This is a genomic window from Mycobacterium paraterrae, assembly GCF_022430545.2.
GTDB classification, from domain to species: domain Bacteria; phylum Actinomycetota; class Actinomycetes; order Mycobacteriales; family Mycobacteriaceae; genus Mycobacterium; species Mycobacterium paraterrae.
The window spans coordinates 3793927-3809875 of the sequence record NZ_CP092488.2; the positions used below are offsets into that span (position 1 = coordinate 3793927).

The 15949-nt window shown below is 66.8% G+C and carries 13 protein-coding genes; all 13 read left to right on the plus strand.

Going from position 1 to position 15949, the window contains the following annotated elements; all coding sequences use genetic code 11:
• Positions 1–5: 5 nt before the first annotated feature.
• Positions 6–590, plus strand: a complete 585-nt coding sequence (locus tag MKK62_RS18355) for a YceD family protein (protein WP_240258490.1) — start codon at positions 6–8, stop codon at positions 588–590.
• Complete coding sequence (gene rnc, locus MKK62_RS18360) at positions 583–1281, plus strand: ribonuclease III (RefSeq protein WP_240258489.1); 699 nt, start codon at positions 583–585, stop codon at positions 1279–1281. Before MKK62_RS18355 ends, rnc begins: the two co-directional genes overlap by 8 nt.
• Complete coding sequence (gene mutM / locus MKK62_RS18365; protein ID WP_240258488.1) at positions 1282–2142, plus strand: bifunctional DNA-formamidopyrimidine glycosylase/DNA-(apurinic or apyrimidinic site) lyase; 861 nt, start codon at positions 1282–1284, stop codon at positions 2140–2142.
• 88 nt (positions 2143–2230) lie between these two features.
• Positions 2231–2644 carry an OsmC family protein gene (locus tag MKK62_RS18370; protein ID WP_240258487.1) on the plus strand — a complete coding sequence of 138 codons (414 nt, stop codon included), beginning with the start codon at positions 2231–2233 and terminating at the stop codon, positions 2642–2644.
• Positions 2631–2915: an acylphosphatase gene (locus MKK62_RS18375; RefSeq protein ID WP_240258486.1), complete on the plus strand. Its 285-nt coding sequence runs from the start codon at positions 2631–2633 to the stop codon at positions 2913–2915. Before MKK62_RS18370 ends, MKK62_RS18375 begins: the two co-directional genes overlap by 14 nt.
• A 91-nt stretch (positions 2916–3006) precedes the next feature.
• On the plus strand, positions 3007–6609 hold the full coding sequence (gene smc, locus MKK62_RS18380) for a chromosome segregation protein SMC (protein ID WP_240258485.1): 3603 nt from the start codon (positions 3007–3009) through the stop codon (positions 6607–6609).
• Between the two features lie 12 nt (positions 6610–6621).
• Positions 6622–7941 (plus strand): signal recognition particle-docking protein FtsY, encoded by a 1320-nt coding sequence (gene ftsY, locus MKK62_RS18385; protein ID WP_240258484.1) that lies wholly within the window; start codon positions 6622–6624, stop codon positions 7939–7941.
• 204 nt (positions 7942–8145) lie between these two features.
• A complete protein-coding gene (locus MKK62_RS18390; protein ID WP_240264070.1) occupies positions 8146–9534 on the plus strand; it encodes an ammonium transporter in 1389 nt (462 codons plus the stop codon).
• 2 nt (positions 9535–9536) lie between these two features.
• Entirely contained in the window at positions 9537–9875 is a 339-nt protein-coding gene (locus tag MKK62_RS18395) for a P-II family nitrogen regulator (RefSeq protein ID WP_240258483.1), read from the plus strand.
• A 51-nt stretch (positions 9876–9926) separates the two neighbouring features.
• The gene (locus MKK62_RS18400; RefSeq protein WP_240258482.1) at positions 9927–12401 is read left to right on the plus strand and encodes a [protein-PII] uridylyltransferase; all 2475 of its coding nucleotides are present in this window, start codon (positions 9927–9929) and stop codon (positions 12399–12401) included.
• A gap of 133 nt (positions 12402–12534) precedes the next feature.
• Positions 12535–14091 (plus strand): signal recognition particle protein, encoded by a 1557-nt coding sequence (gene ffh, locus MKK62_RS18405; protein WP_240258481.1) that lies wholly within the window; start codon positions 12535–12537, stop codon positions 14089–14091.
• On the plus strand, positions 14091–15158 hold the full coding sequence (locus MKK62_RS18410) for a metal-dependent hydrolase family protein (protein WP_240258480.1): 1068 nt from the start codon (positions 14091–14093) through the stop codon (positions 15156–15158). Before ffh ends, MKK62_RS18410 begins: the two co-directional genes overlap by 1 nt.
• Positions 15159–15398: 240 nt before the next feature.
• Positions 15399–15884 (plus strand): NUDIX hydrolase, encoded by a 486-nt coding sequence (locus MKK62_RS18415; RefSeq protein WP_240258479.1) that lies wholly within the window; start codon positions 15399–15401, stop codon positions 15882–15884.
• Positions 15885–15949: the final 65 nt, after the last annotated feature.

Consider the following 15949-nt stretch of genomic DNA (forward strand, 5'->3'; position numbering starts at 1 on the left):
CAGACATGGCGCGCCAACACAGCCAGACGGCTCAACCGCGTTCGGACTCGCCGCTGGTCGTCAACATCGCGCGGCTCGGTCGCCGGCCAGGGGCGATGTTCCTGTTACGGCAGACCGTCGCCAATCCCGCGCGCATGGGTCTCGACATGATCGGTATCGCCTCCGGTGCGCCGCTCGACCTCGATCTACGAGTCGAGTCGGTGTCCGAAGGGGTATTGGTGAGCGGGACCATGTCCGCACCTCTGACGGGCGAGTGCGCGCGCTGCCTGGCTCCGTTCGAGCAGCAGATTCACGTGGACTTGACCGAGCTGTTCGCCTATTCGGACAGTCTCACGCGGGCGACCACCGACGAAGACGAGGTCGGTCACGTCGTTGCCGACACCGTCGACCTCGAGCAGCCGATTATCGACGCTGTGGGCCTGGAACTTCCATTCTCACCGGTGTGCCAGGAGGACTGCCCGGGGCTGTGCGCCAAGTGTGGCGTCGCACTCGCGACCGCCGAGCCGGGGCATCACCACGACGAGATCGACCCGCGATGGGCGAAGTTGACGACGATGCTGGGCGAGAACGACGGGGCCGGTAGTGAGTGATCTGCTCGATGCGCTCGGCGTCGAGCTGCCCGGCGAATTGTTGACCTTGGCGTTGACCCACCGCAGCTACGCCTACGAGCACGGAGGCCTGCCCACCAACGAGCGCCTGGAGTTCCTCGGCGACGCGGTGCTCGGGCTGACCGTGACCGACGAGCTCTACCACCGGCACCCAGAACGTCCGGAGAGCGACCTGGCCAAGATGCGTGCGGGTGTGGTCAACACCCAGGCGCTGGCCGAGGTTGCGCGTTCACTGACCGATCAGGGACTAGGCGCGCATTTGCTGTTGGGCCGGGGCGAGCTGAAATCCGGCGGGATGGACAAGTCGAGCATTCTCGCCGACAGCCTCGAGTCTTTGCTCGGCGCAATCTACCTGCATAGCGGCATCGACGCGGCGCGGCAGGTAATTCTGCGGTTGTTCAGCGAATTACTCGATGCCGGAGGCCTTTTGGATTGGAAGACCAGCTTGCAGGAGTTGGCGGCGGCCCGCGGCCTCGGCGCGGTGTCCTATCGCGTCTCCGCAACTGGGCCCGACCACAAGCGCGAGTTCACCGCGGTGGTGGTTTTGATGGACACCGAGTACGGCTTCGGGGTCGGAAGGACCAAGAAGGAAGCCGAGCAGAAGGCGGCCGAGCAGGCGTGCCGCGAGCTCGACCAACACGAGAGCGCCCTTCCCGGGGAGCCTGCCGGCTAGATGCCCGAGCTACCCGAAGTCGAGGTGGTGCGGCGGGGTCTGCAGGCCCATGTGGTGGGCAAGACGATCACGGCCGTCCGGGTGCATCACCCGCGTGCGGTCCGTCGCCACGAAGCCGGCCCCGCGGACCTGACCGCTCGACTGTTGGATGCACGCATCAGCGCAACAGAACGCCGCGGAAAGTATCTGTGGCTGACACTCGATGCGCCCAGCGGCGAGGAGCAGGCGTTGGTCGTTCATCTGGGTATGAGCGGCCAGATGTTGCTCGGCGATATCCCGAACGCCGGCCACCTGCGCATTGCCGCGCTGCTCGACGACGGGACCACGCTCAGTTTCGTCGACCAACGGACGTTCGGCGGTTGGATGCTTGCCGATCTGGTCACTGTCGACGGTAGCGTGGTTCCGATCCCCGTCGCGCACGTGGCACGCGACCCGCTGGATCCCCGGTTCGATACTGATGCGGTGGTAAAGGTGTTGCGCCGCAAGCACTCTGAGATTAAGCGTCAGTTGCTCGACCAGACGGTGGTCTCCGGCATCGGAAATATCTACGCCGACGAGTCGCTGTGGCGAGCGAAGATCAACGGTGCCCGGCTGGCGGAAAAGCTGACTCGACCACAACTGACGACGCTGCTCGACGCGGCGGCCGAGGTAATGCGCGACGCGCTGGCCCAGGGCGGAACGTCGTTCGACTCGTTGTACGTCAACGTCAACGGACAGTCCGGCTACTTCGACCGGTCGCTGAATGTATATGGCCGCGAGGGTAAACCGTGTAAGCGCTGCGGAGCGGTGATCCGCCGGGACAAGTTCATGAACCGATCGTCGTTCTACTGCCCACGCTGTCAGCCGCGGCCGCGAGCCTGACCGTCGCGCGTTGACTCTGCGTCCATGGCGCCAAGTGCGAGTGCCCCGTGCCCTGAGCGCAGAGTCAATCGACAGGTAGAAATGAACCATGACGCAACTGTGGGTCGAGCGCACCGGCGTGCGCCGTTACACCGGCCGTAGCTCGCGGGGCGCAGAGGTGCTCATCGGATCCGACAACGTCGACGGCGTGTTCACGCCCGGCGAGCTGATGAAGATCGCTCTCGCCGCCTGCAGCGGGATGTCGAGCGATTCGCCGCTGGCCCGCCGGCTCGGTGACGACTACCACGCGACCGTTCGGGTTTCCGGCGACGCCGACCGCGAGCAGGAAGTCTATCCGCTGCTCGACGAGGCGCTCGAAATCGACCTGTCGGGTTTGGCCGACGCCGACAAAGAGCGCGTGCTCACGGTGGTCCAGCGTGCTGTCGACCAGGTGTGCACGGTCGGTCGAACGCTTAAAGCGGGAACGAAGGTCAACTTCCGGATCGTCGATGTCGGACAATGAGGATGTCCGGCTCACCGCCTGGGTGCATGGACGAGTGCAAGGAGTGGGGTTCCGCTGGTGGACCCGGTCCCGGGCGTTGGAGCTGGGTCTGACCGGCTACGCAGCCAACCGGCCCGACGGCCGCGTGCAGGTGGTCGCCCAAGGCCCACGTGACCCGTGTGAACAGCTGTTACTGCTGTTACAGAGTGGGGAAACTCCTGGCCATGTCGACACCGTCGTAGCCGACTGGTCGCCGCGCGGCGAAGCCATCAGCGGCTTCTCGGAACGCTAGCCCGGCTCTTCCTCTCAGCCGGGAGGTACCCCCACCTCGGGATGCGCGGCGTCCCGCATCGTCGTCGGGCGGAGCGGTAGTCTGGCACGCCGTGTACCTCAAGAGCCTGACGCTGAAGGGCTTCAAGTCCTTCGCCTCGCCGACGACTCTGCGGTTTGAGCCCGGTATCACCGCTGTAGTCGGACCAAACGGGTCAGGCAAGTCAAACGTCGTCGATGCGCTGGCGTGGGTGATGGGGGAACAGGGCGCCAAGACGTTGCGCGGCGGCAAGATGGAAGACGTCATCTTCGCTGGCACGTCGTCGCGGGCTCCGCTGGGTCGCGCCGAAGTCACCGTCACCATCGACAACTCCGACAACGCACTGCCGATCGAGTACTCCGAGGTGTCGATCACCCGCCGGATGTTTCGCGACGGTGCCAGCGAGTACGAAATCAACGGCAGCAGTTGCCGTTTGATGGATGTCCAGGAATTGCTCAGCGACTCCGGCATCGGCCGGGAGATGCACGTCATCGTCGGCCAAGGCAAGCTCAACGAAATCCTGGAATCGCGGCCGGAGGACCGTCGGGCATTCATCGAGGAAGCCGCCGGTGTGCTCAAGCACCGCAAGCGCAAGGAAAAGGCGGTGCGCAAGCTCGAGTCGATGTCGGCCAACCTGGCGCGTCTGACCGACCTGACCACGGAGTTGCGTCGCCAGCTCAAGCCGCTTGGACGGCAGGCCGAGGTGGCTCGGCGCGCCCAGACCATCCAGGCGGACCTTCGCGATGCCCGGTTGCGTCTGGCCGCCGACGATGTGGTCGCCCGCCAGGCCGAGCTCAACAACACCAACCACGGAGAGGCGACGCTGCGCCGCGAGCACGACGAAGCCTCGGCGCGTATGGCCGTGGCATCGGAGGAACTGGCCGCGCACGAAGAGGCGCTGGCCCGACTTTCGGAGCGAGCCGAATCGGCGCAGCAGACGTGGTTTCGGTTGTCCGCCTTGGCCGAACGAGTCAGCGCGACCGTGCGGATCGCCAGTGAGCGGGCGCAGCATCTGGATGTCGAGACCGCGACGACCGGTGGACCGGACCCCGACGAATTAGAGGCCGAGGCCGAGCAGGTCGCCGCGGCAGAGCAGCAATTGCTCGCCGAACTCGAAAGCACCCGCGCGCGTCTCACCGCCGCACGCGCGGAGTTGGCCGATCGGGAGCGCGCCGCCTCCGAAGCCGAGCAGGCTCACCTGGCGGCGGTACGGGCAGAAGCCGATCGCCGCGAAGGCCTGGCCCGGCTGGCGGGCCAGGTGGAGACCATGCGGGCGCGAGTCGAGTCGATCGACGACGGTGTCGCCAAGTTGTCAGAACGCATCGAGGAAGCGGCGGCCCGCGCGCAACACGCCAAGGCGGAATTCGAGACCGTGCAGGGCCGCGTCGGAGAGCTGGACCAAGGCGAAGTCGGTCTCGACGAGCATCATGACCGGACGGTCGCGGCGCTGCGACAGGCCGACGAGCGAGTGGCCGAGCTGCAGGCCGCCGAACGTGGCGCCGAGCGTCAAGTCGCGTCGCTGCGGGCCCGGATCGACGCGTTGTCGGTTGGCCTCGAGCGTAAAGACGGCGCTGCCTGGCTTACTCAAAATCGTAGTGAAGCAGGGCTTTTCGGTTCAATTGCCAAGCTCGTGAAAGTGCAGGTGGGCTACGAGGCGGCACTGGCCGCGGTGCTGGGTTCGGCGGCCGACGCGCTGGCGGCCGAGAACTTCACCGCGGCCGCCGATGCGGTGACCGCGCTGAAACAGGCCGACGGCGGTCGCGCCGCCATCGTGCTCAGCGATTGGCCTGCTGACGAGCCGGGGCCGCTGGGCGCCTTGCCCGACGGTGCTCGTTGGGCGCTCGATTTGGTCGAGGCACCCTCGCGACTGCGCGGCGCGATGGTCGCCATGCTGTCGCGGGTCGCCGTGGTAGGCGACCTGTCCGAGGCCATGGAGCTGGTTGCCGCGCGACCACAATTGCGCGCGGTCACCCGCGACGGGGATTTGGTGGGTGCCGGGTGGATCAACGGCGGCTCGGACCGTAAACCTTCGACATTGGAGATCACGTCCGAAATCGCCAGAGCGCGAGCCGAACTCGCGGCCGCCGAGGAGCAGACCAACCAACTGGGCGCGGCGCTGTCCGGGGCCATGAGCGAGCAGACCGCACGCCAGGACTCCGCCGAGCAGGCGCTGGCTGCGCTCAACGAATCCGACGCCGCGATTTCGGCGATCTACGAGCAGCTCGGCCGACTTGGTCAGGACGCCCGGGCCGCCGACGAGGAGTGGCACCGGCTGATGCGTCAGCGTGAGGAACTGGAGGCGGGGCGCGCCGAGACCCTTGCCGAACTCGGTGAGCTCGAGATCCGGCTCGGCAATGCCGAACAGCCGCAAGAGGTTTCCGGCGAACCCAGTCATGGTGAACTGCGTCAGCAGATCGCCGCGGCGGCCGAGGTGGCCCGCGGCGTCGAGGTGGAGGCCCGGCTTGCGGTACGTACGGCCGAAGAACGCGCCAATGCGGTTCGCGGGAAAGCGGATTCGCTGCGTCGAGCGGCGGCCGCGGAGCGCGAGGCACGGGTGCGGGCCCAGCAGGCCCGAGCTGCCCGCCAACGCGCTGCCGAGGTGGCGGCCGCGGTCTCCCAGGCCGGGCGGCTCCTGGCCGATCGGCTGACTCAAGTGGTGGGCGCCGCGTCGCAGCACCGCGACGTATTGGCCGCGGAGCGTCAGCAACGCTCGACGGCGTTGGCCGCGGTCCGTGACGAGGTGAACGCACTGGGCACCCGGATCGGGGTGCTCACAGAAGCGCTGCATCGCGACGAGGTTGCCAAAGCCCAAGCGGCGCTGCGGATCGAACAACTCGAGCAGATGGTGCTCGAGCAATTCGGCATGTCGCCCGACGTATTGGTCGCCGAATACGGTCCGCAGGTTTCGCTGCCACCGAGCGAACTGGAGATGGCCGAATACGAGCAGGCCCGCGAGCGCGGCGAGCAGGTCACCGCACCGGCGCCGCTGCCGTTCGACCGGTCCACTCAGGAGCGTCGCGCCAAACGCGCGGAGCGTGAGCTGGCCGAACTGGGCCGGGTCAACCCGCTGGCGCTCGAGGAGTTCGCGGCGCTGGAAGAGCGGTTCAACTTCCTGTCGACCCAGCTCGAAGACGTCAAAGCGGCGCGCAAGGACCTGCTGGACGTCGTCGCCGAAGTCGACGCCCGCATCCTGCAGGTGTTCACCGACGCCTACGTCGACGTCGAGCGCGAGTTCCAAGGTGTGTTCGCGTCACTGTTCCCCGGCGGCGAGGGCCGCCTGCTGCTCACCAACCCCGACGACATGCTCACCACCGGCATCGAGGTCGAGGCCCGGCCGCCGGGCAAGAAGGTCAAGCGGCTGTCGCTGCTGTCCGGCGGCGAGAAGTCGCTGACCGCGGTGGCGATGCTGGTCGCCATCTTCCGGGCCCGGCCGTCGCCGTTCTACATCATGGACGAGGTCGAGGCGGCGCTCGACGACACCAACCTGCGGCGGCTGATCGGTCTGTTCGAGCTGCTGCGCGCCAAATCGCAGCTGATCGTCATCACCCACCAGAAGCCCACCATGGAGGTCGCCGACTCGCTGTACGGCGTGACGATGCGCGACGACGGCATCACCACGGTGATCTCCCAACGGATGCGTGGTCAGCAGGTCAACCAGCTGGTCACCGCAACATAAGCGAGGAATACGTTGCCGCAAGCTCTTTGGATCGCGATCGCGGTTGTCGCCGCACTGATCGTCATCGCCGTCCTGGTAATCGGATTGGTTCGATACCGGCGACGCCGGATCAGCCTCTCCGGGCCCGAGCAGACACCCACCCTGGATCGCTCCGGCGGGTACACCGCGTCGTCGGGAATTACGTTCAGCCGCACCGAAACTCCCGAACGCATCGACACCACCGGGCTGCCCTCGATTGGCGACGACGCGACTGTTCCGCGTGACGCGCCCAAGCGCCCGGTCGCCGATGTGCAGCTGCCGCAAGTCGATACGACGCCAGCACCGGTCGAGCCGCCGCCGGCTGAGCCGGTACCCGCGGCCGAGCCCGCCGCGCCCGCCGAGCCGGTGGAGGCACCGGCAGCAGAGGAGATCGCGCCCCCCGAAGGCCGGTTGGAACGGCTGCGCGAACGGCTCGCCCGATCGCAAAATGCATTGGGGCGCAGCCTGCTCGGTCTCATCGGCGGTGGTGACCTGGACGAGGATTCCTGGGAGCAGGTCGAAGACACCCTGCTGATCGCCGACCTGGGCCCAACGGTCACCAGTGCGGTCGTGGAGCAGCTGCGTGGCCAACTCGCGAGCCGGGACGTCCACACCGAAGCCGATGCCCGCGCGGTGTTGCGGGACGTGCTGATCGCCGAACTGCAGCCCGATTTGGACCGTTCGGTGCGTGCACTGCCGCACGACGACCACCCGTCGGTGCTGTTGGTGGTCGGCGTCAACGGCACTGGAAAGACCACCACCGTGGGCAAACTCGCGCGGGTGCTGGTGGCTGACGGGCGACGCGTGGTGCTGGGCGCCGCCGACACCTTCCGCGCCGCCGCCGCCGATCAGTTGCAGGCGTGGGCGTCACGGGTGGGTGCTGATGTCGTGCGCGGACCCGAGGGCGCCGATCCGGCGGCCGTCGCCTTCGACGCAGTCGACAAGGGCATCGAGGCGGGCGCCGATGTCGTGGTGATCGACACCGCGGGACGGCTGCACACCAAGACGGGGCTGATGGATGAACTCGGCAAGGTCAAACGCGTGGTGACGCGGCGGGCAGCTGTCGACGAGGTGCTCCTGGTGCTCGACGCGACGATCGGTCAGAACGGGCTGGCGCAGGCGCGCGTATTCGCCGATGTCGTCGACATCACCGGGGCCGTGCTGACCAAGCTGGACGGCACGGCCAAGGGCGGCATTGTTTTTCGTGTCCAGCAGGAACTCGGTGTGCCGGTCAAACTGGTCGGCCTGGGTGAAGGACCGGACGATCTGGCGCCGTTCGAACCTGCCGCGTTCGTCGACGCACTGCTGGGTTAGTTTGCGGCGACCCGCTGCGCTCGGCTTGGCCGAGCTTGCGATCCCCGCTGGCTAGTAGACGCGCGGCAGATGTAACACCGACGAAACCTTTCAGCGCCGCGTTCTGTAACAACCGCTTTGCAAGGTTCTCCTGCAGGCCACAGGCATTTGTCTGACGGCCGTTCATGCCTTGACCGGAGGTGAAAGCGAGTGAGTTTCCCGACAATGGGCCAGCCGGATACCGGCGATACCGCTTGGATGCTGGCAAGTTCCGCACTGGTGCTGTTGATGACCCCGGGACTGGCATTCTTCTACGGCGGTATGGTGCGTGCCCGAAGCGTGCTCAACATGATCATGATGAGCATCAGCGCCATGGGCGTGGTGACCGTGCTGTGGGTGCTTTATGGATACTCGATCGCGTTCGGCGACGACAAAGACAACTTCTTCGGCGACCCGCTGGAGTACTTCGGGCTGAAGGGCCTCATCGGCGGCAACTCCGCGGCCGCAGCGGCGGGTAAAGCCGCGACCGACATTCCATTGGCCGGCACCTTGCCGATGAACGTCTTCGTGGCCTTCCAGCTGATGTTCGCCATCATCACCGTCGCCCTGATTTCGGGAGCGGTCTCCGACCGCTTGAAATTCAGCTCCTGGTTGGTGTTCGCCGGGCTGTGGGCGACCATCGTGTACTTCCCGGTTGCGCACTGGGTGTTCGCGTTCGACGGTGTCACGGCCGAGCACGGCGGGTGGATCGCCAACAAGCTGAAAGCGATCGACTTCGCCGGCGGAACCGCGGTGCACATCAACTCCGGTACGGCCGGTTTGGTGCTGGCCATCGTCCTCGGCAAACGCAAGGGCTGGCCGACGACGCTGTTCCGGCCGCACAACGTCCCGTTCGTGATGCTCGGCGCCGGCCTTCTCTGGTTTGGCTGGTACGGATTCAACGCCGGCTCGGCCACCAGCTCCAACGGCGTTGCCGCATCGACTTTCATCACCACCACCGTGGCCACCGCCGCGGCGATGCTGGGCTGGCTGGCCACCGAGCGTATCCGCGACGGCCACGCCACCACGCTCGGCGCGGCCTCGGGCATCGTCGCCGGGCTCGTCGCCATCACGCCGTCCTGTTCCTCGGTGAACGTGCTCGGGGCTCTGGTGATCGGCGCGGTCGGCGGCGTGCTCTGCGCGCTGGCTGTCGGACTGAAGTTCAAGCTCGGCTTCGACGACTCACTGGACGTGGTCGGCGTCCACCTGGTCGGCGGTCTGGCGGGCACGCTGCTCGTCGGGTTGGTTGCCACGCCCGAGGCTCCCGCCGCGGTCAAGGGATTGTTCTACGGCGGAGGTTGGGAGCAGCTCGAAAAGCAGGCCATCGGCGCCTTCAGCGTGATGGGCTACTCCGCCGTCGTCACCCTCATCCTTGCTTTGATACTCAAGTACACGATCGGGCTACGACTGAGCCCTGAAGGCGAATCGGCGGGTATCGACGAGTCTCAGCACGCCGAGACCGGCTACGACTTCGCGACGGCGGGCGGCACCGGCTCTGGCGTTCTTCCGCACGCAAGTTTGCCCGAAAGCACATTTGACAATAATCGAGTGGGCGACAAAGTAGAGGCGGAATAACAATGAAGCTGATCACCGCAATCGTGAAGCCATTCACGCTCGAAGACATCAAAGCCAGCCTGGAGCAGGTCGGTATCATCGGGATGACAGTGAGCGAAGTCCAGGGCTACGGGCGTCAGAAGGGGCACACTGAGGTCTACCGAGGTGCGGAGTACTCCGTCGACTTCGTGCCCAAGGTCCGCGTCGAGGTCCTCGTCGAGGACTACGACGCCGACAAAGCCCTCGACAGCATCGTGCGGGCCGCGCGCACCGGCAAGATCGGTGACGGCAAGGTCTGGGTCAGCCCGGTCGAGACGGTGGTCCGGGTGCGCACCGGCGAGCGCGGAGCCGACGCGATCTGACAACCGCCGGATAACAATGCCGGCGGTGGGGCCGACCCGACCAGGACGGGAATGAAGCAGCACGAAGAATCACCCGATCCGTCAGGACGACCGGCCGTGGCGGAAAAGCTTTCTGGTGCGGCAACGGATTTGGCTGCGGCCCGGGAGAAGCTGCTGGCCCGGGGCCCGAACGAGTTGGATTCGGCCGCGCTGCGGGAAGCGTGGGGCGAGCTACACGAATTTTGGCTGACCACAAAGGCTTCCGAGATCGGAATCATGCCGGGCAGCGGCTTTGCAATAGTCGCCACGGGTTCGCTCGGCCGCCGCGAGCTGGTGCCCTACTCCGACCTGGACCTGCTGCTCCTGCACGACGGCATGAACACCGACGCGGTTCGAGACGTCGCCGACTCGCTCTGGTACCCGTTGTGGGATGCGAACATTCGCCTCGATCACAGCGTGCGGACGGTGGCCCAGACGCTGAAGGTCGCCAGCGTGGACGTCTCGGCCTGCCTGGCTATGCTCGACACCCGCCACATCGCCGGCGACGAGGAGCTGTCCGGCCGCCTCATCGAGGGCATTCGTCGGCAGTGGCGGTCGGGTATCCAATCCATCTTCGGCGAGGTTGTCGACGAGACCCACGCGCGATGGCGTCGCTTCGGGGAGATCGCCCACCGCGCCGAGCCCGATCTCAAATCCGGGCGGGGTGGACTACGTGACATCCAGCTCCTCGACGCGCTGGCCATCGCCCATCTCACCGACCGGTTGGCGGTGGGGGAGGCCGATGACCCGCTGGGCTCGCTGACCGGGGCCCACCTGACGATGCTGAATGTCCGCACCGAGTTGCACCGGGTGTCGGGTCGCGGCCACGACCAGGTGCTGGCCCAGTTCGCCGACGAGATCAGCGCTGCATTGCACTACGGTGATCGTTTCGATCTGTCGCGAGTGCTGTCCGACGTGGGACGCACCATCAGCTATCGCGTCGACGCGGGGTTGCGGACCGCCTCCAACGCGTTGCCGCGGCGTGGAATGTCGGCGATCCGGCGCCGCCCTCGCCGACCGCTCGACGAGGGCGTGGTGGAGTACGCCGGCGAGATCGTGCTCGCTCGCGATGCCCGACCGCAAAGCGACCCCGCCCTGTTGCTGCGGGTGGCTGCGGCCTCGGCCGTCACCGGGTTGCCGATCGCGGTGTCCACGCTGACACGGCTGGCCGATACGGCACCCGAACTGCCGACGCCTTGGCCTCGCGACGCACTGGACAATCTGCTGGTGATGTTGACCGCCGGACCGGACACCATCGCGGTGATCGAGACGCTGGACCGTACCGGCCTGTGGGGCAGGCTGTTTCCCGAGTGGGGGGCGGTGCGAGATCTTCCGCCGCGCGACGTGGTGCATATCTGGACCGTTGATCGCCACCTCGCCGAAACCGTCTCGCGGGCAAGGATATTCACGACCAGGGTGGCCCGGTCCGACTTGTTGATCCTGGCGGCGTTGTTGCACGACATCGGCAAGGGTCGCGACGCCGACCACTGCGTGCTCGGAGCACAGCTCGCCACCCAGATCGGCACCAGGTTGGGCATGTGGCCCTCGGACGTCGAGGCGCTGTCCAAGCTGGTGTTGCACCACTTGCTGCTGGCCAAGGTTGCCTTTCGCCAAGACCTCAACGATCCGCAGACGATCGCCACGGTCTGCGAAGCGCTCGACGGCGACCCGGTGCTGCTCGACGTGCTGCATGCGCTGACCGAAGCCGACTCGCTGGCCACCGGGCCAGGAGTGTGGAGCGACTGGAAGGCCTCGCTGGTCGCGGATCTGGTGCGACGCAGTCGGATGGCGATGAACGGGGAAGAGCTGCCGCACGCCGACCCCCTCGACCCCGAGTACCTCGCGCTGGCCGCCGATCGTAAGGTGCACGTCGAATTGCGGCCCGGCGCCGACCGGCGCTTATATCAGGCGGTAGTGATCGCCCCGGACCAGCGTGGGTTGCTCTCGAAGGCGGCCGGTGTGCTGACGCTGAACTCCCTACGCGTGCACTCGGCCTCGATCAACGTCCAAGACGGCGTCGCGATCAGCGAATTCGTGGTCGCACCTCACTTTGGCAGCCCGCCCGCCGCGGGGTTGTTGCGCCAGCAGCTGATTCGTGCGCTAGGTGGCCAAACTGACGTGCTTGGCACGCTGGAGCAGCGCTCTGCCGACACCAAACCCAAGCCGATCGGTGACGCGCCGACGGCAGTTCCGGTGCATCAACCGTCGGCGCCGCCACGCATCCTGTGGTTTGAAGGCACGCCCGGTCGGCTGATCATCGAAATCCGGGCCAACGACCGCCCGGGTCTGCTGGCCTTGCTCACCGGTGCCCTGGAGCGGGCGGGAGTCGACATCGACTGGGCCAAGGTGTCCACCCGCGGGTCGATGGTGGACGACGTGTTCTGCATCGCGCTGCCCCAGCACAGCGCCGCCGCGAAGGCGACCGGCGAACCCGGGTCGAGCACCCGAAGCGCGATCGAGCACCGGCTGCTCGCGGTCCTGGAGGAGCCGGCGGCAGCGGAGGTTTAGCCGGTCGCGCGTCGTCGCAGGATCCCTCGATCGGCTCGAGCACGCTCAGTGTGTCCAGCGTCGACTCCGCGGGACCGGCACAGGCAATCCGGCCCGGCAACTTGACGTTCGGCCAGCGATTAAGCTTGACCGCGTGTTTGAATCGCTGTCTGATCGGCTCACCGGTGCTTTGCAAGGACTTCGCGGCAAGGGCCGGCTGACCGACGCCGACATCGACGCCACCACCCGCGAAATCCGGCTGGCGCTGCTCGAAGCCGATGTCTCGTTGCCCGTCGTCCGAGCCTTCGTGAGCCGTATCAAAGACCGCGCCAAGGGTGCGGAGGTTTCCGGCGCCCTCAACCCGGCCCAGCAGGTCGTCAAGATCGTCAACGAGGAGCTGATTGGCATCCTCGGCGGTCAAACCCGTCAGCTGGCATTCGCCAAGACCCCCCCGACCGTGGTGATGCTGGCGGGTCTGCAGGGTTCGGGAAAGACCACGCTGGCCGGCAAGCTCGCGCTCTGGCTGCGCAAGCAGGGCCATACCCCGCTGCTGGTCGCCTGCGACCTGCAACGTCCGGGGGCGGTCAACCAGCTGCAGATCGTGGGGGAGCGCGCCGGCGTCGCGGTGTACGCGCCGCACCCGGGCACCTCGGCGGACGCCGACCAATCCGCCGGGCCCGGTGACCCGGTCGCCGTCGCCGCAGCCGGTCTGGCCGAGGCACGGGCCAAGCACTTCGACGTCGTCATCGTCGACACCGCCGGGCGGTTGGGTATCGACGAGGAGATGATGGCTCAGGCCGGCGCCATCCGCGATGCCGTCTCACCAGACGAGACCATCTTCGTGCTGGACGCGATGGTCGGTCAGGACGCGGTGGCCACCGCGCAGGCCTTCGGCGAAGGCGTCGGTTTCACCGGTGTCGTGCTGACCAAGCTGGACGGCGACGCCCGGGGTGGAGCGGCACTGTCGGTCCGCGAAATAGCCGGTGTGCCGATCCTTTTCGCGTCAGCCGGCGAGAAGCTGGAAGACTTCGACGTCTTCCACCCGGATCGGATGGCCAGCCGCATCCTGGGCATGGGTGACGTGCTGAGCCTGATCGAACAGGCCGAGCAGGTCTTCGACGCTCAGCAGGCCGAAGCTGCAGCGGCCAAGATCGGATCGGGCGAGCTCACGCTGGAAGACTTCCTCGAGCAGATGCTGGCGATTCGCAAGATGGGTCCGATCGGCAACCTGTTGGGCATGCTGCCCGGGGCGGGCCAGATGAAAGAGGCGCTGGCCGCCGTCGACGACCGGCAACTCGACCGGTTGCAGGCCATCATCCGCGGCATGACCCCGCAGGAGCGCGCCGACCCGAAGATCATCAACGCCTCCCGACGGCTGCGCATCGCCAACGGTTCGGGCGTCACGGTGTCCGAGGTCAACCAGCTGGTCGACCGCTTCTTCGAGGCGCGCAAGATGATGTCGTCGATGGTCAGCGGCATGGGGATCCCTGGGCTGGGGCGTAAATCGGCAACCCGGAAGAACGCAAAGGGCAAGGGTAAGAAGGGCAAAAAGCAGCGAGGCCCGACGCCGCCCAAGGCACGGGGCCCGCTCGGCGCCGGCATGCCGGCCGGATTTCCGGACCTGTCCAACATGCCGCAGGGTCTCGACGAACTGCCGCCGGGCCTGGCCGATTTCGACTTGTCCAAGCTGAAGTTCCCGGGCAACCACTAGTGCCGCAGCACGTTCGAGGGATCGGGCTTCCCGACGAAGAACCCATCGAACTGTGGATCGTCGACGGCCGGGTGAGCCACCAGCCGGTGGCCGGTGCCGACACGATTTTCGACGGCGGCTGGATCCTGCCCGGGCTGGTCGACGCACACTGTCACGTCGGCTTGGGTCCGGGTGGAGGTGTGGACGTCGACGAGGCGATCGCACAGGCCGAAGCCGAGCGCGATGCCGGTGCATTGTTACTGCGGGACTGCGGTTCGCCTGTCGACACCCGCAGCCTCGACGAGCGCGACGACCTGCCACGCATCATCCGCGCGGGTCGGCATCTGGCCCGTCCGAAGCGCTACATTCCCGGTCTGCCGATCGATATCGAGGACGAGTCCCAGTTGCCGGCGGCGGTGGCCGAGCAGGCTCGCCGCGGCGACGGTTGGGTCAAGCTCGTCGGCGATTGGATCGACCGCGGGATCGGCGATTTGGCTCCGCTGTGGTCCGACGACGTGATCAAGGCCGCAATCGACGCCGCTCACACCCACGGCGCGCGGGTGACCGCGCACGTCTTCGGGGAGGACGCCTTGCCCGGTCTGATCCGCGGCGGGATCGATTGCATCGAACACGGCACCGGGCTCACCGACGACACCATCGAGCTGATGGTTGAACACCGAACTGCCTTGGTGCCCACGCTGATCAACGTCGAAAACTTCCCCGGGATCGCCGACGCCGCGGGAAAGTATCCGGTCTACGCCGCACATATGCGGGACCTGTACGCCAACGCCTACCCGCGGCTGGCCGCCGCGCGCGACGCCGGGCTGCGTATCTTCGCCGGCACCGACGCCGGGGGGATGATCGCCCACGGACGCATCGCCGACGAGGTCGAGGCCCTCAAGGGCATCGGCATGAGCCCGACCGAAGCGCTGGGCGCGGCGTGCTGGGATGCGCGGCAGTGGCTGGGCCGCCCGGGTCTCGACGACGGCGCGTCGGCAGATCTGTTGTGCTTCAAGGACGATCCGCGTCAGGGACCGTCGGTGCTGAATCGGCCCGACGTGGTGATCCTGCGCGGCCGGCGCTTCTGAGTCGGCTTGTCTGCGAGACCAGGCCTAGACGGAGTTCGGATCCGGTCGGTCGGTACCCGGTTGGCATAGGTCGCCACGCCGTTGCCCATCGCTCGATCATCCTCTCGTAGACCACGTCGGCGAGAGTCCGCCGATAGTCGACGGACTTGCCCTCGACGAGGTCGATCCGAGCAACTGGCATAGCGGTTGTCCTTCCGAAGGTGCCTGAAACCTCGAGTGCATTGTCTCTGTTAGACAGGGATGGTGCCGATCCCCGAATTCATCGTCGAGCTTCGACGCCACATCGGCCATTCGCTGCTGTGGTTGCCGGCGATCACCGCCGTGGTGATTCGCGACCACCACGTGCTGCTGGTGCAGCGGTCCGACAACCACGCATGGACTCCCATCACCGGGATCGTCGAGCCGGGGGAGAATCCGGCGGACTGTGCCGTGCGAGAAGTGTTGGAGGAGGCCGGTATCGAAGCCGTCGCGCGTCGGCTTGCCTGGGTGCACGTGACGCGGCCAATCGTCCATGTCAACGGCGACCACGCGCAGTATCTCGACCATGTGTTCCGTATGGACTGGTTGTCTGGTGACCCGTTCCCGGCCGACGACGAAAGCGTCCAGGCCCGGTGGTTCGATCTCGCCGAGCTCCCCGATATGCCGGAGGACATGCATCGGCGAATCGCCTATGCGGACAGCGGTAACCACACTGCGGCAACGGTTTTCGAGACACAGACGCCTTGACGGCGTTTTGCCGAGCCGTTTGCGGGTGCCTCACCGTCGAGGGCGGCTCCGCCACGAAAGATTGT

Coding starts and splice junctions, on each gene's coding strand:
- MKK62_RS18355 (WP_240258490.1), top strand. CDS start 6: ATGGCGCGCCAACACAGCCAGACGGCTCAACCGCGTTCGGACTCGCCG.
- mutM (WP_240258488.1), top strand. CDS start 1,282: ATGCCCGAGCTACCCGAAGTCGAGGTGGTGCGGCGGGGTCTGCAGGCC.
- MKK62_RS18370 (WP_240258487.1), top strand. CDS start 2,231: ATGACGCAACTGTGGGTCGAGCGCACCGGCGTGCGCCGTTACACCGGC.
- MKK62_RS18375 (WP_240258486.1), top strand. CDS start 2,631: ATGTCGGACAATGAGGATGTCCGGCTCACCGCCTGGGTGCATGGACGA.
- MKK62_RS18390 (WP_240264070.1), top strand. CDS start 8,146: ATGGGCCAGCCGGATACCGGCGATACCGCTTGGATGCTGGCAAGTTCC.
- MKK62_RS18395 (WP_240258483.1), top strand. CDS start 9,537: ATGAAGCTGATCACCGCAATCGTGAAGCCATTCACGCTCGAAGACATC.
- MKK62_RS18400 (WP_240258482.1), top strand. CDS start 9,927: ATGAAGCAGCACGAAGAATCACCCGATCCGTCAGGACGACCGGCCGTG.
- MKK62_RS18415 (WP_240258479.1), top strand. CDS start 15,399: ATGGTGCCGATCCCCGAATTCATCGTCGAGCTTCGACGCCACATCGGC.